This window comes from Arthrobacter sp. BPSS-3, from assembly GCF_044628475.1.
Lineage (GTDB): Bacteria > Actinomycetota > Actinomycetes > Actinomycetales > Micrococcaceae > Arthrobacter.
The window spans coordinates 338,430-352,959 of sequence record NZ_JBIMMV010000002.1 but is presented as its reverse complement, the minus strand read 5'-3'; the positions used below and the strand labels follow the sequence as shown (position 1 = coordinate 352,959).

At 66.5% G+C, this 14,530-nt stretch carries 13 protein-coding genes; 6 read left to right on the top strand and 7 right to left on the bottom strand.

The features are described from left to right. Positions 1–4 precede the first annotated feature (4 nt). The 6 genes from ACFVY3_RS04630 (at position 5) to ACFVY3_RS04605 (ending at position 6,451) form a co-directional block, all read left to right on the top strand. Positions 5–673 (top strand): alpha/beta hydrolase, encoded by a 669-nt coding sequence (locus ACFVY3_RS04630; RefSeq protein WP_400158902.1) that lies wholly within the window; start codon positions 5–7, stop codon positions 671–673. Positions 674–763: 90 nt separating this feature from the next. Beyond that, complete coding sequence (locus tag ACFVY3_RS04625) at positions 764–1,738, top strand: aldo/keto reductase (RefSeq protein ID WP_364135256.1); 975 nt, start codon at positions 764–766, stop codon at positions 1,736–1,738. Between the two features lie 156 nt (positions 1,739–1,894). Next, positions 1,895–3,139, top strand: coding sequence for a 23S rRNA (adenine(2503)-C(2))-methyltransferase RlmN (rlmN, locus tag ACFVY3_RS04620; protein WP_377970239.1), 1,245 nt, complete (start codon positions 1,895–1,897; stop codon positions 3,137–3,139). 29 nt (positions 3,140–3,168) lie between these two features. Further along, the gene (locus ACFVY3_RS04615; RefSeq protein WP_400158901.1) at positions 3,169–4,233 is read left to right on the top strand and encodes a spore photoproduct lyase family protein; all 1,065 of its coding nucleotides are present in this window, start codon (positions 3,169–3,171) and stop codon (positions 4,231–4,233) included. A 125-nt stretch (positions 4,234–4,358) separates the two neighbouring features. After that, positions 4,359–5,849, top strand: coding sequence for a DUF222 domain-containing protein (locus ACFVY3_RS04610; RefSeq protein ID WP_400158900.1), 1,491 nt, complete (start codon positions 4,359–4,361; stop codon positions 5,847–5,849). An 89-nt stretch (positions 5,850–5,938) separates the two neighbouring features. Then, positions 5,939–6,451, top strand: coding sequence for a hypothetical protein (locus ACFVY3_RS04605; protein WP_400158899.1), 513 nt, complete (start codon positions 5,939–5,941; stop codon positions 6,449–6,451). A gap of 97 nt (positions 6,452–6,548) precedes the next feature. Here the strand turns inward: ACFVY3_RS04605 and nrdF are convergent, their stop codons facing one another. The 7 genes from nrdF to ACFVY3_RS04570 form a co-directional block, all read right to left on the bottom strand. Then, positions 6,549–7,523, bottom strand: a complete 975-nt coding sequence (gene nrdF, locus ACFVY3_RS04600; protein WP_290257638.1) for a class 1b ribonucleoside-diphosphate reductase subunit beta — start codon at positions 7,521–7,523, stop codon at positions 6,549–6,551. A 92-nt stretch (positions 7,524–7,615) separates the two neighbouring features. After that, positions 7,616–9,736 carry a class 1b ribonucleoside-diphosphate reductase subunit alpha gene (nrdE, locus tag ACFVY3_RS04595; RefSeq protein ID WP_400159059.1) on the bottom strand — a complete coding sequence of 707 codons (2,121 nt, stop codon included), beginning with the start codon at positions 9,734–9,736 and terminating at the stop codon, positions 7,616–7,618. 50 nt (positions 9,737–9,786) lie between these two features. Then, positions 9,787–10,284 (bottom strand): class Ib ribonucleoside-diphosphate reductase assembly flavoprotein NrdI, encoded by a 498-nt coding sequence (gene nrdI, locus ACFVY3_RS04590; RefSeq protein ID WP_290257637.1) that lies wholly within the window; start codon positions 10,282–10,284, stop codon positions 9,787–9,789. A gap of 42 nt (positions 10,285–10,326) precedes the next feature. Next, complete coding sequence (gene nrdH, locus ACFVY3_RS04585; protein ID WP_400158898.1) at positions 10,327–10,572, bottom strand: glutaredoxin-like protein NrdH; 246 nt, start codon at positions 10,570–10,572, stop codon at positions 10,327–10,329. Between the two features lie 560 nt (positions 10,573–11,132). After that, complete coding sequence (locus ACFVY3_RS04580) at positions 11,133–12,380, bottom strand: class I SAM-dependent methyltransferase (protein ID WP_400158897.1); 1,248 nt, start codon at positions 12,378–12,380, stop codon at positions 11,133–11,135. Continuing rightward, positions 12,377–13,795, bottom strand: a complete 1,419-nt coding sequence (locus tag ACFVY3_RS04575) for a class I SAM-dependent methyltransferase (RefSeq protein ID WP_377970230.1) — start codon at positions 13,793–13,795, stop codon at positions 12,377–12,379. Before ACFVY3_RS04575 ends, ACFVY3_RS04580 begins: the two co-directional genes overlap by 4 nt. Then, complete coding sequence (locus ACFVY3_RS04570) at positions 13,792–14,523, bottom strand: DUF1365 domain-containing protein (RefSeq protein ID WP_400158896.1); 732 nt, start codon at positions 14,521–14,523, stop codon at positions 13,792–13,794. Before ACFVY3_RS04570 ends, ACFVY3_RS04575 begins: the two co-directional genes overlap by 4 nt. Positions 14,524–14,530 lie beyond the last annotated feature (7 nt).

The window sequence follows — 14,530 nt, the reverse complement described above, 5'->3', positions numbered from 1 at the left end:
GCCGGTGCCGGCACGTGCCGAGGTGGTCCTGGTTCACGGCCTGTGGCACCAACCCCGGCACTTCGCCAAGCTCGTCGAGGAACTGCGTTCGCGGGGCCTGACGGTCCATGCGCCCCACCTTCATCGCGGCTCGCTCGCCGCCGACACGGACGCCGTCCAATCCGTCGTCGATTCCTGCGCATCCTCGCCGCTGGTCCTGGGGCACTCCTATGGCGGGTCCGTCATCACCGGGCTTGAGCGGATCAGCCACCTCCTCTACGTCGCGGCCTTCGTCCCGGCGACTGGAGAGAGCGGCGCCTCCCTCGGCGGACGGGCGGCCCTCATCAACAGCATCGTCGAGCACCACGACGACGGGACCTCACGCCTGCGGCCGGAGTTAGCCGGAGACCTCCTTTATGCCGACTGCAGTCCCGAAGACCGAGCCAGGGCCACGTCCCTGCTCGTTCCCCAGCGTTCGGGGCACGGCCGCGGTGTCCCGGCACGGACCGCCTGGCTGACGACGCCGAGCACGTACATCGTCTGCCGGCAGGACAAGGCCCTCGACCCCACGCTCCAGTTGCGGATGGCCCGCCGGTGCACCACGTACGAGGCCCTGGATTCGGGCCACTCCCCGTTCCTTAGCCAGCCCGGCGCCGTCGCGGACGCCGTCGTCGCAATCCTCTCCTCCCACTGACTGTGCGTTCCTCGCAATTTGTCAGACTCGTCGCCTAACGTGGGGCGAAGGCCGCACCGGCGGCCGTGGGATTTGCGACGGAAGGCAGACGTGGATTACATCAAACTCGGCAACACCGGCATGGACATCTCACCGCTGGCCCTGGGCTGCATGACGTACGGGGACCCCGAGCGGGGACCGCACCCGTGGACCCTGCCCGAGGAGGAGAGCCGTCCACTGATCCGGCAGGCCGTGGACGCGGGAATCAACTTCTTCGACACGGCGAACGTCTACTCCAACGGCTCCAGCGAGGAGATCGTGGGCCGCGCCCTTGCCGAGTTCACCCGCCGCGAGGACACCGTCATCGCCACGAAGGTCCACGGCGTCATGCGCCCCGGCCCCAACGGGCGCGGACTCTCTCGCAAGGCCATCTTCGCGGAACTGGACGCCAGCCTCACCCGGCTGGGCACCGACTACATCGACCTTTACCAGATCCACCGCTGGGACCCTTCGACGCCGATCGAGGAGACGCTCGAGGCGCTGCACGACGTCGTCAAGGCCGGCAAGGTGCGCTACATCGGCGCGTCCTCGATGGCGGCCTGGCAGTTCAGCAAGGCGCTCTACCTGCAGCAGCTCAACGGCTGGACCCGGTTCGTCACCATGCAGGACCACTACAACCTGGTCTACCGCGAGGAGGAACGCGAGATGTTCCCGCTCTGCGCCGACCAGAAGATCGGGGTGCTGCCCTGGAGCCCGCTGGCCCGCGGCAAGCTCACCCGGGACTGGGACGAGAAGACCAACCGCTCGGAAAAGGATGAGTTCGGCAAGACCCTCTACAGCGCCGAGAGCAGCGACCGGGCCGTTGCCGACGCCGTGCGCACCATCGCCGAGCGCCGCGGCGTGCCCCGCGCCCAGGTTGCCCTTGCGTGGGTACGCGCCAACAGCGTGGTCAGCGCACCGATCGTAGGCGCCAGCAAGGCCCAGCACCTGGAGGACGCCCTCGCCTCGCTGGAGCTGACGCTGACGCCGGAGGAGATGGCGGAGCTGGAGAGCCCGTACGTCCCGCACGAGGTCGCGGGCTACTAGGGACCGTACCCGGTGCACTGGCCGCCGGACGCCAGCGGCCGGACGCCGGATGCAGCAGCGGGCGCGGCCCCTGGGTGCGGCCCGCCGGTGCCGCGCCCGGCCGCCGGGCTGCCCCGCGCTTAGCGTGTGGTAGGACGGCGTGGGACAATAGAAAGGATGACTTCCTCAACTTCCCCCTCCGACGCCCCCGACCGTACCCGCGCGAAGGGCGGCGACGCCGTCGGCAGCGCACGCCCGCAGGTCCGCCCGACGGCGGAAGGCTGGGAGCAGGCGCGCACCTCGGAGGGCCGGCCAGTCCTCCAGTTCGCCTCGCCGCGGGTGAAGCAGCCGCCGGCGCACCTCGCTGACCTCACGCTGGAGGAGCGCGCCGCGAAGCTCAAGGAGATGGGTGCTCCCGCGTTCCGCGCGAAGCAGCTCTCCACGCACTACTTCCAGCACTGGACCACGGATCCGGCGGCGATGAGCGACCTGCCCAAGGCCGGCCGCGAGGAGCTCGTGGCCGAGATGTTCCCGCCGCTGCTGACCGAGGTCCGCCGCCTCCGCACGGACAACGGGGACACCATCAAGTTCCTCTGGCGGTTGTTCGACGGCGCCCTGGTCGAGTCCGTGCTGATGCGCTACCCCGGCCGGATCACGCTCTGCGTGTCCTCGCAGGCCGGCTGCGGCATGAACTGCCCGTTCTGCGCCACCGGCCAGGCGGGGCTGACCCGCAACATGTCCACCGCGGAGATCGTGGACCAAGTGGTCGCCGCGAACCGTGCCATCGCAGCGGGCGAGCTGGGCCCCAAGGAGCACGACGACGAGCGCGTCACCAACATTGTCTTCATGGGCATGGGTGAACCGCTGGCCAACTACAAGCGCGTCATGGCGGCGCTGCACCGCTTCGTGGACCCGTCCCCCGAGGGACTGGGGATGTCGGCCCGCAACATCACCGTCTCCACCGTGGGCCTGGTCCCGGCCATCCGCAAGCTGGCCGACGAGGAAATTCCGGTCACCTTCGCACTGTCACTGCACGCGCCCGACGACGAGCTCCGCGACGAGCTGATCCCGGTGAACAACCGCTGGAAGGTCGACGAGGCCATCGACGCCGCGTACGAGTACTACCGGAAGACCGGCCGGCGCGTCAGCATCGAATACGCGCTGATCAAGGACATGAACGACCACCCGTGGCGCGCCGACCTGCTGGCCAAGAAGCTGAACCAGCGCGGCCGCGGCTGGGTGCACGTCAACCCGATCCCACTGAACCCGACGCCGGGTTCCATCTGGACCGCCTCGGAGAAGCCGGTGGCCCAGGAGTTCATCGCCCGGCTGCGCGCCGCCGGGGTCCCCTGCACCCTCCGTGACACCCGCGGCAAGGAGATCGACGGCGCCTGCGGCCAGCTCGCCGCCGCCGACGAGTAGTCCCTTCGGGCCCGCAGGGGAACGGAATCGTGGAGTTCAACCGCCTGCTACAAATCCGGCGGATCTATGCCCAGCCTGCGGCGCTTGAGCTTCCCCGGGGCAGGGAGATCGTCGCACGATGGCCGGACGCCGACGTCGTCCTTATCGATAGCCACTGGAACATCCCGGAAGTCCACGGGGATGAAACGAACGTGCCCCGCTGGTCCAGGATCAAGACGGAATCGCTGGTCCTCGGCGTCAAGAAATCGCTGACCGTTAAGCCCAACGGCCGCTCGGCGGATTTCATTGCGCCCTCGACGGCGAACGGCTGCGCCATGGCGTGCGCCTACTGCTACGTCCCCCGGCACAAGGGGTACAGCAACCCGGTCACCGTGTTTGCGAACATCCACGACATCGCCCGGACGCTGGAGCGGCATGCCACGCGCCAGGGCATCAAGCTGGAGCCCAACCAGTGCGACCCGGAACTCTGGGTGTACGACATCGGCGAGAACAGCGACTGCTCCGTCGACGCCCTGATCAGCGACAACGTGGAAGAGTTGGTCACGCTTTTCCGGGACCTGCCAAACGCGAAGCTGTCTTTTGCCACAAAATACGTGAACCCGGCGATGCTCGCGTGGGACCATGGCGGCCACACCAGGATCCGGTTCTCTTTGATGCCGGCGGCTCTGGCGAAGTCGATTGACGTCCGAACGTCCCCGGTGGCTGAACGAATGGCCGCCATCAACGACTTCGTTGAAGCCGGCTATGAGGTGCACGTGAACTTCTCCCCCGTCGTCATCACGGACACCTGGCTCGACGATTGGGAGGAACTGCTCCGTCAGCTCGACGCCACCCTGACTGACGCCGCGAAGGCCCAACTTGCGGCGGAAGTGATCTTCCTGACGCACAACGAGGGACTCCATGAGGTCAATCTAGGCTGGCATCCGCAGGCTGAGCAGGCACTTTGGCGCCCGGACCTGCAGGAGTCAAAGGTCTCGTCGAACGGCTTCACGAACGTCCGCTACCGGTCGGGAGCCAAGGCACGCTACGTGCGGCAACTGACCCAGCTCATTGCAGACATCGCGCCCTATTGTCGTATCCGCTACGCGTTCTGAGGGAGGCTTGGAGCTGGTTGGCAGTCCCTGATCTTACGCGCCGGCGTGCTATCTCTCGCCGGTCCCGGACACGGATGGGCCTGCGTCCGGGTTTAAATGTCGGTGCTTCGCCCTAGTGTTGAGTCATGGAGAGCGGAGAGGCTTTCGATTATGGCGTCAATGCAGGCATCAGGGCGGCGGTAGCGGCCCTGAAGAAGTCCGCCGCCGCGCTTGAGCGGCTGCTCTCCTGCCCCGTGGCTGGCCCTGCGCTCGGGCCCGAGGCCGATCCCGCCCGGCTGCTCGCCGACGCCTGCCTGGATGGACTGGCGGAAGTTGCGCGTCTGGAATCCCGTACGGCGGCGCTGAAGGTGCACCTGGCCGGCGAGTACGTTCGGCTCGAGGATGTGCTTGCCGGACCTGCCACAACGCCTCAGGAATGCACCGCACGGGAGATGGGCACCGTCGCGGAAATTGCCGGTGTCCTCACGATCAGTGAACGGTCTGCCGCGGCGCTAATTTCCGAAGCTTTGGCCCTGACGTCGTCGCTTCCCCTGACGCTGGGCGCGCTGCGTGCCGGCGAGGTTTCCTGGCAGCACGCCCGGATCATGGTGGACGAAGCTTCGAGTCTCTCCCCCGCCGGTGCTGCGGCTCTGGAGCAGCATTTTCTCGACCCGGACGCCTCCTCACCGGCTCGCGCCTGTTACGCGGGTGAACTCATCCCCGCACGGTTCAGGGCGAAGGCCAGAACGTGGCGCGAGCGGCACCATCCGGACTGCATCGAGGCCCGGCACACCCGCGGCACGGCCGACCGGCGGGTGGAGTTTCATCCCGACCGCGACGGCATGGCCTGGCTCAACGCCTACTTGCCGGCGGTGGAGGCGGCCGGAATCTTCGATCGGCTCACCTCCGCCTCCCGTGCTTTGCAGGGACCGGACGAGCCGCGGACACTGGCCCAGCTCCGTGCGGACGTGGCCGTTACCCTGTTGCTGGCCGACCGTTCCGATGGCTACGTCGACGGCGACGCCGGCCCTGGTCTTGAAGGGACCGCCTCCGCGTCCACCATTAGCCGGGCGCCGGTCCCGCGGGCGCAGGTGCTGGTCACCGTCCCGGTGCTATCACTACTGGGGCTGACCGATGAGCCTGCAACGCTGGATGGCTTCGGACCGATCCCGCCGTCGACGGCCAGGAGGCTGGTGGCGGACGGGGCGGACTCGTTCTACCGGGTGCTGGTGGATCCCCGGGATGGTGCGCCACTGGAGATCGGCCGCACCAGCTACCGGATCCCCAAGGCAATGCGGCAATGGCTTCGGCTGCGGGACGCCAAGTGCTCCTTCCCAGGTTGTAACAACTCATCCCTCGATACGGATGCAGATCACCTGCTGGCCTGGGCGAAGGGCGGGACCACCGGGATTAGCAACCTCGGCCAGCCCTGCCGGAAGCACCACCGACTCAGACACACCACGGCTTGGCAGCCGACGCCGGCTACGCCTCAGGAGCCGCCGGAATGGGTCTCCCCCACCGGACGCCGCTACCGCAGCGAACAGCAGGATTGGGAACCGCCGCTTTGGCCGGATTCCCTCTCAGCCCTGCCCGGATACTCCGGTGAACCGAGCCTCGAAGACGCTGCCGGCTTCTGAATAGTTTCGGTATTCCCTTCCGTCCGCGACGGGAGCAAGATTCCACTGCGCAGACCTGCGCCTCAACCAGCACTTAGGAGGGCATTCCAATGTCCAGCATCGAATCCTTCAGCGGAATTGGCGTCTACGAGATGCAAAGCGCGGCGGCCAGGGAGGTGCAGCGCATCATGGCCGAGGCCAAAGGCGACCGCCTGAAGGCCGACAAGATCGTGCTCAGCAAACTGCACGAGCTGAACTTCATCACCGAGGCAGAGCTGCCGGTACTGACCCACATCTGCGAGCTCGGCCACAAGGCCACCGGAGGCAAGCACGACGCCGCCAAGGCCTACCACGAGGTCAAAAAGGCGTACGAGGAACTCATGATGAAGGGCAACGCCAGCCCGGTCGCCCTGGCCTACGCCTCCGGCGCCGTCGGATCCTACGTCTCCGACGACGGCGGCGGCGGAGGAACCACGGTGGTCTACAAGAAGTCGGGAAGCAACTGGCAGGGCACGCTGTCCGGCGCGGGCGGAGTGATCGGCGGCTACTTCGGTGGCGCCGGTGGCGCGGCCCTGGGTGCCGCCGTCGGCAGCGTGGTCGGAAAGATCATCGACGAGTGCTGAAGCGACGCGGATATCCCCCGGTACCCCGCCGCCAACACAGAACGGCCCCGCACAGGAGGTGCGGGGCCGTCCTCAAATGCGATGCTGACTGAGGAGACTAGAAATCCCAGTCCTCATCCTCGGTATTGACGGCCTTGCCAATGACGTACGACGAGCCCGACCCGGAGAAGAAGTCGTGGTTCTCGTCGGCGTTCGGCGACAGGGCCGAGAGGATCGCCGGGTTCACGTCGGTGACGGAGGCGGGGAACATGGCCTCGTAGCCGAGGTTCATCAGGGCCTTGTTGGCGTTGTAGTGCAGGAACTTCTTGACATCCTCGGCCAGGCCGACGCCGTCGTAGAGATCGTGGGTGTACTGGACCTCGTTCTCGTACAGCTCGAAGAGCAGCTCGAAGGTGTAGTCCTTGATCTCCTGGCGCTTCTCCTCGGAGACCTTCTCCAGGCCCTTCTGGAACTTGTAGCCGATGTAGTAACCGTGGACGGCCTCATCGCGGATGATCAGGCGGATCAGGTCGGCCGTGTTCGTCAGCTTGGCCCGCGAGGACCAGTACATCGGCAGGTAGAAGCCGGAGTAGAACAGGAAGCTCTCCAGCAGGGTGGAGGCCACCTTGCGCTTCAGCGGGTCGTCGCCCTGGTAGTAGTCCATGACGATCTGGGCCTTCTTCTGAAGGTTCTCGTTCTCGGTGGACCAGCGGAACGCCTCGTCGATCTCCTTGGTGGAGGCCAGCGTGGAGAAGATCGAGGAGTAGCTCTTGGCGTGCACGGACTCCATGAACGCGATGTTCGTGTAGACGGCTTCCTCGTGCGGGGTGACCGCGTCCGGGATCAGCGAGACGGCGCCGACGGTGCCCTGGATGGTGTCCAGCAGGGTCAGGCCGGTGAACACCCGCATGGTGAGCTGCTGCTCGGCCGGCGTCAGGGTGTTCCACGACTGGACGTCGTTGGACAGCGGCACCTTCTCCGGCAGCCAGAAGTTGTTGACCAGGCGGTTCCAGACGTCCACGTCCTTGTCGTCCTGGATGCGGTTCCAGTTGATCGCCTCGACGTGGCTCAGCAGCTTGACCTTCTCGGTCATGTCATCCCCTCAATGTTGGGTTGGTTCTCTAAGTTAAAGCGTACGACGGCGGGCGGGCGCCCGCCGTCGTACTCGCATGCCTCAGTCGGAGGCTAGAGCATGCAGGAGACGCAGCCCTCTACCTCGGTCCCTTCCAGCGCGAGCTGGCGGAGACGGATGTAGTAGATGGTCTTGATGCCCTTCTTCCAGGCGTAAATCTGGGCCTTATTGATGTCACGCGTGGTGGCGGTGTCCTTGAAGAACAGCGTCAGGGACAGGCCCTGGTCCACGTGCTGCGTGGCGGCGGCGTAGGTGTCGATGACCTTCTCGTAGCCGATCTCGTACGCGTCCTCGTAGTACTCCAGGTTGTCGTTCGTCAGGTACGGCGCCGGGTAGTACACGCGGCCCAGCTTGCCTTCCTTGCGGATCTCGATCTTGGACGCCACCGGGTGGATCGAGGAGGTGGAGTTGTTGATGTAGGAGATCGAGCCGGTCGGCGGGACGGCCTGCAGGTTCTGGTTGTAGATGCCGTGCTCCATGACGGAAGCCTTCAGCTCGCGCCAGTCATCCTGGGTGGGGATGTGGATGTTCTGGAACAGCTCGGCAACCTTCGCCGTCTCCGGGACCCACTCGCGGTTGATGTACTTCTCGAAGAACTCGCCGGAGGCGTACTTGGACTTCTCGAAGCCGCCGAAGGTCTGGCCGGTCTGGATGGACAGCTTGTTGGAGGCGCGGACCGCGTGGAACAGCACCGTGTAGAAGTAGATGTTCGTGAAGTCCAGGCCCTCTTCGGAGCCGTAGTGGACCCGCTCGCGGGCCAGGTAGCCGTGCAGGTTCATCTGGCCGAGGCCGATCGCGTGGCTCTGGTCGTTGCCGCGGGCGATCGAGGGCACCGAGGTGATGTTGGACATGTCGGAGACCGCGGAGAGGGACCGGATGGCCGTCTCGATGGTCAGGCCGAAGTCCGGCGAGTCCATGGTCTTCGCGATGTTCAGCGAGCCCAGGTTGCAGGAGATGTCCTTGCCGGTGGCGTCGTAGGACAGGTCATCGTGGTACGTCGTGGGCTGGGAGACCTGGAGGATCTCGGAGCACAGGTTGGACATGATGATCTTGCCGTCGATCGGGTTTTCCCGGTTCACGGTGTCCTCGAACATGATGTACGGGTAGCCGGATTCGAACTGGATCTCGGCGAGGGTCTGGAAGAACTCGCGCGCCTTGATCTTGGTCTTCTTGATCCGGGAGTCGTCCACCATCTCGTAGTACTTCTCGGTGACCGAGACGTCGGAGAACGGCATGCCGTAGACCTTTTCGACGTCGTACGGGGAGAACAGGTACATGTCCTCGTCCCGCTTGGCGAGCTCGAAGGTGATGTCCGGGATCACGACGCCGAGGGAGAGGGTCTTGATGCGGATCTTCTCGTCCGCGTTCTCGCGTTTGGTGTCGAGGAAGCGGTAGATGTCCGGGTGGTGCGCGTGCAGGTACACCGCACCGGCACCCTGGCGGGCACCGAGCTGGTTGGCGTAGGAGAAGCTGTCTTCGAGGAGCTTCATCACGGGGATGACGCCGGAGGACTGGTTCTCGATCTGCTTGATCGGGGCGCCCACCTCGCGGATGTTGGTCAGCGCGAAGGCCACCCCGCCGCCGCGCTTGGACAGCTGCAGTGCGGAGTTGATGGAGCGGCCGATCGACTCCATGTTGTCCTCGATGCGGAGCAGGAAGCAGGAGACCAGCTCGCCGCGCTGCTTCTTGCCGGCGTTCAGGAACGTCGGGGTGGCCGGCTGGAAGCGGCCCTCGATGATCTCGTCGACCATCTGGGTGGCCAGCTGCTCGTCTCCGCGGGCCAGGTGCAGGGCCACCATGCAGACGCGGTCCTCGTAGCGCTCCAGGAAGCGCTTTCCGTCGAACGTCTTCAGCGTGTAGGAGGTGTAAAACTTGAACGCGCCGAGGAAGGTCTCGAAGCGGAACTTCTTCTTGTAGGCGCGGTTGAAGAGCTCGCGGATGAAGTTCATCGTGTACTGGTCGAGGGTTTCCCGCTCGTAGTACTCGTTCTTCACCAGGTAGTCGAGCTTTTCCTCGAGGTCATGGAAGAACACGGTGTTGTTGTTCACGTGCTGCAGGAAGTACTGGTGAGCGGCCTCGCGGTCGGCTTCGAACTGGATCTCGCCGTTCGGACCGTAGAGGTTCAGCATGGCGTTGAGCTCGTGGTAGCCCAGGCCCTGGTAGGCGGCCGGCAGGGCCGGCTTCTCGCCCGCCACGGTGTGCTTTTCCACGGCGTGAGCCCCGGTCACTTCGTCTGCGACAGTCGTGTCCAAAATTCTTCCAATCCTTGTTGTACTCGGCCGACGTCTTCCGGCGTCCCCATGAGTTCGAATCGATATAGGTGCGGGACGTTGCATTTGGCGGCGATGATGTCGCCGGCCATGCAGTAGTTGTCCCCGAAATTCGTGTTGCCCGCCCCGATCACTCCACGGAGCTGTTGCCGGTTCCTCGGGTCGTTCAGAAAGCGGATGACCTGCTTCGGAACGGATCCCTCTCCCCCGGTCCCGCCGTAGGTGGGAACCACCAGGACATACGGCTCGGTGGCCACGAGCGCCGGTTCCCTCGCCAGGAGGGGAATGCGGGCGGCGTCGACGCCGAGCTTCCGGACGAAGCGACGGGTGTTTTCCGACGTAGAGGAGAAGTAGATGAGGTGGCTGCCGGTGGTCTGCACTGGCTGTGAATCCGTGGCTGAGTCCACGGTCGTCGCTGCCAGCGGCGGCCCGGCGGTTGCCGGTGCGGCCATGGTCGTCACCTCATCCGGTGTGGTGCTGCTGTGGGAAGGCTTTCAGGCGACCGCGACGGCGGTGGCCTGGGCCAGTTCCTCGATCTTGTCCGGGCGGAAGCCGGACCAGTGGTCCTGGTCGGTCACGACGACCGGGGCCTGCATGTAGCCCAGGGACTTGAGGCGCTCGAGGGCCTCGGCATCCTGGGAGATGTCGACGCTCTGGTAGGCGATGCCCTTCTTGTCGAGCGCGCGGTAGGTTGCGTTGCACTGCACGCAGGCCGGCTTCGTGTAAACCGTTACGGTCATGTCCTGGTCCCCTTAGTTGAAGTCTGTGGTTCGGGTCCGGTGGGGCCTGCCCGGTATTGCTTTCGCGTCCCGGAACCCGCCTCGCCTTGCGGCCTGTAACCGCTCCGCTCGAACTGTATGTCGATACTACATGTAGTGCAAGAGCCCGGCGCGGACCCCAAGATGATGTATTACAAGTATGTCATTTAACCCACCGTTAATCCACAAGCAGAGGCCCTCAAAATGTCCGGATTCGCGGCTTTTTCTGCGTCCCCGTCCACACCCTGTGGACTAGTTAGCCACAATTAACCATCCCGCGTGTCGCACATCTACGGCGTGTCGCGGGGCGCTTCCCTGGTGGCCCTGAGTGGGCGGCGGCACTACATGTAGTGCTCGGCGGCACGGGCGCCTGTGGGTGACGGCACGCGTTCCTGTGCGTGAGGCCACGGGCTCGCGTGGGTGAGGGCACGTCCCGGAGTGGGTGACGGCACGCCCCCGGGTGGACGAAAAGGAGGGTGGCCGGCACGACAGAAGGCGGCCACCCTCCGGTGGCCGCCTTCTGTATTTAGTGTGGAGCGCTCCTACTCGGGGCGGCTGCTGAGGATCTGGTCCACGCCCATCCGGCCCTCGGCGAAGCTGCGCAGCGCGCCCACCAGGTAGAGCCGCCAGACGCGGACGATCTCCTCGCCCATCATGGCGACGGCGGCGTCGTGGTTCTCCTCGAACCGCTCGTACCAGGCCTCCAGGGTGTAGACGTAGTGCCGGCGCATGCCCTGGACGCCCTCAATCTCCAGCCCCGCGTCCTCCAGGAAGCCCAGCGTCTCCCCCACCGGACGCATGTGCATGTCCGGCGCGATGAAGGATTCGATGAAGGGGCCTCCGCCGGGGTGCTTGCCGTGGCGGGACATCTGCTGGATCAGGACCTTGCCGCCGGGCTTGACGTTGTTGAACAGCGCGGCCGCGTAGACCGGGTAGTTCTTCTGGCCCACGTGCTCGCCCATCTCCAGGGAGGCGACGGCGTCGAACGGGCCGTCCGGGATTTCCCGGTAGTCCTGGACGCGGATGTCGACGCAACCCTCGAGCCCGCGTTCCTTGACCCGGCGGTCGATGAACGCCTTCTGCTCCACGGAGAGGGTGACGCCCACGACGTCGACGCCGTAGTGCTGGGCCGCGTGCAGGCTCAGCGAGCCCCAGCCGCAGCCGATGTCGAGCATCCGCATGCCGGGCTTGAGCCCGATCTTGCGGCAGACCAGGTCCAGCTTGTCCCGTTGCGCGTCCTCGAGCCCGTAGCCCTCGGCGGCGTGGCTGTCTTCGAGGTGGTTGGTCCAATACCCGCTGGAGTAGGCCATCTGCGGGTCGAGGATCAGCTCGTAGTAGTCGTTGCTGAGGTCGTAATGGTGGCTGATCGCGGCACGATCCCGGAGCAGGCTGTGCAGCCGGCCCTTGACCTTGGCCTGGCTGGCCGGCGGCTCGGGCGGGGCGCCCAGGGCACCGGCCTCCTTGGCGATCCTGGCCACGCCGGCCAGCAGCGCCGGGGTGGGGCGGATACCGGCAAGGTTGCGGTCCCGGACCACCTTCCAGATGTGGGCCAGGGCCGAGTTGAGGTCGCCATCGAGATCGAGTTCGCCGGTGACGTAGGCCTGCGCGGCGCCCAGCTCACCGGGCGCCCAGAGCAGACGCCGGATCGCGGCGGGCGAGTTCAGCCGCACCGTGGGGGCGCCGGCCGGACCGGCCTCGCTGCCGTCCCAGACGACCAGCCGGACGGGCAGTTCGCCGCGGACCACCGGGCGCAGGACCTCGGCAATGGTGCCGGCCAGTCCCCCGCTCACTTGGTGCCCCGCTCGTGAGCCGAGGCCTGGGTGGCAGCGGCCTTGGCGGCGGAGGCCCGGGTGGAGACCTTGTCCAGCACGATCTGCTGCACGTTCAGGTATCCGGTTTCGAACCCGGCCCGCGAGTAGCAGAGGTAGAACAGCCACATCCGCTGGAAGATCTCGTCGAAGCCCAGGGCGCGGACGTCCCCGCCGCGGGCCATGAACCGCTCCTCCCAGAGGCGCAGGGTCTGCGCGTAGTGCTCACCCATGGCGAGGCGTTCGCGGACGCGAAGGCCGGTCTGCTTCTCGGTGATCTCTTCGATGGCGCGGACCGACGGGATCACGCCGCCCGGGAAGATGTACTTGTGCACCCAGGTATAGCTGGTGCGGGTCGCGATCAGCCGGTCGTGACCGATGGTGATGGCCTGGATGGCCACCTTGCCGCCGGGCGCCAGGACCCGCTCGATGGTCTTGAAGTAGGTTGCCCAGTACTCGTAGCCCACGGCCTCGATCATCTCGACCGAGACCACGGCGTCGTACTGTCCCTGCACGGCGCGGTAGTCCTTGAGGTCGATGGTGACGGCGTCGGCGTACCCGGCCTCGGCCACCCGCTTCCGGGCCAGCTCCTGCTGTTCGCTGGAGAGCGTGACGGAGTAGACGGTGGCCCCCCGGGCGGCCGCGCGCAGGGCAAGCTCGCCCCAGCCGGTGCCGATTTCGAGGACCCGGGTGCCCGCGGTGACGCCGGCCTTGTCCAGCAGCCGGTCGATCTTGGCCTGCTGTGCCGCGGCGAGATCGTCCCAGACCACTGCGCGCAGCGCGTCGCCGCTTTCGGGGAACAGCGCGCTGGAGTAGGTCATGGTGCTGTCGAGGAAGGTCGCGAACAGGTCGTTCGAGAGGTCATAGTGCCGGGAGATGTTCGAGCGGGTGTTCTGCTCTGTGTTCTTCTCGGTCCGGGGAGTGCGGGGCAGGTAGAGCCCGCGGAGCTTCTGCAGCGGTTCGGGCACCAGCTTCCCCACCCGGGCGGCGAAGACCTCCATCACGGCGGTGAGGTCGTCCGCGTCCCAGTCGCCGGCCATGTAGGACTCGCCCAGGCCGATCAGTCCGCCGTCGCCCAGGCGGGCCGCGAAGTCGTCGGGACGGTGCATGGTCATGACCGGGTGACCCTGGCCAGCCTCGCCCAGGACGGAGCCGTCCGGGTAGCGGACCTCCAGGGGCAGGCGCTGCACGGCGGTGCGGAAGATGGCGTCGGCCACGCGGCCGGCCACCTTGGCCTTGATCCCGGCGGGGACGGTGGCGATGCTCGGCCAGATGGCGGCGTCGACGACGGCGGGTGCCGGGGGCACGGTGTACGGCACCGGGGATCCGGCGGGAGCCGGAGCGAAGTCGCGTTCCTGGGATCCCTGCGGGGATCCGGTCGCTTCGGTCATGGTCACTGGACTGCCTCCTGTGAGGGGTGGTGTGGTCTTTTGATGATGGGCAGGCGTCGTGCCCAAAGTTTGATGCCCTGCCAGCGGATCTGGGCCGCGACCCGCAGCGGGGCCACCGGGACGGCGATCGCCGCGGCGAGGATGTTGGCGGTGGTGGCCGGGCTGCGGGTGCCGTCCATTGTGGCGATGAAGGGCTTCTGCCCCTCGCGTTCCAGGACGATTGAGACCGCCAGCCGGTCGCCGGGTTCGGGGACCTTCATCCGGTACCGGCCGTCGACGTCGTTGAACGGTGAGACGTAAAACGCCTTCGGCACGGTGGCCCGGCCGGCGCCGTCGGTCTCCAGCAAGTAGCAGTGCCGCTCCCCGTAGGTGTTGTGCACCTCGGCGACAACACAGCGCAGCTCCCCGGCGGCGTCGTGGCACCAGAACAGGCTCAGCGGGTTGAACACGTGGCCGAAGACGCGGGCACTGGCCAGCATGGTGATCCGGCCGCCGCCCAGGTCGATGCCCTGGGTGGCGAGGTAGCGTTCGACGTTGCCGCGCAGCGTCCCGTCGGGGTCACCCAGGTGGTCCGCGGCGGTGAAGCCCGCCAGCGGCCGGAGCGGCCGGGGCAGCACCGGGAGCGCGTCGACGTCGACGTACCAGCTGTAGCTGCGGTAGGTGAAGGCGTTGTGCAGCGGGGTGCGCCGGACGTGCGAGATGGACGTCCGGTAGATGGCGGCGCCGCTGCTCACAGGACCC

What these genes read in the sequence shown, in the direction of transcription:
- rlmN (WP_377970239.1), top strand. Translation starts at nt 1,895, where the DNA reads ATGACTTCCTCAACTTCCCCCTCCGACGCCCCCGACCGTACCCGCGCG.
- ACFVY3_RS04610 (WP_400158900.1), top strand. Translation starts at nt 4,359, where the DNA reads ATGGAGAGCGGAGAGGCTTTCGATTATGGCGTCAATGCAGGCATCAGG.
- ACFVY3_RS04605 (WP_400158899.1), top strand. Translation starts at nt 5,939, where the DNA reads ATGTCCAGCATCGAATCCTTCAGCGGAATTGGCGTCTACGAGATGCAA.
- nrdF (WP_290257638.1), bottom strand. Translation starts at nt 7,523, where the DNA reads ATGACCGAGAAGGTCAAGCTGCTGAGCCACGTCGAGGCGATCAACTGG.
- nrdI (WP_290257637.1), bottom strand. Translation starts at nt 10,284, where the DNA reads ATGGCCGCACCGGCAACCGCCGGGCCGCCGCTGGCAGCGACGACCGTG.
- nrdH (WP_400158898.1), bottom strand. Translation starts at nt 10,572, where the DNA reads ATGACCGTAACGGTTTACACGAAGCCGGCCTGCGTGCAGTGCAACGCA.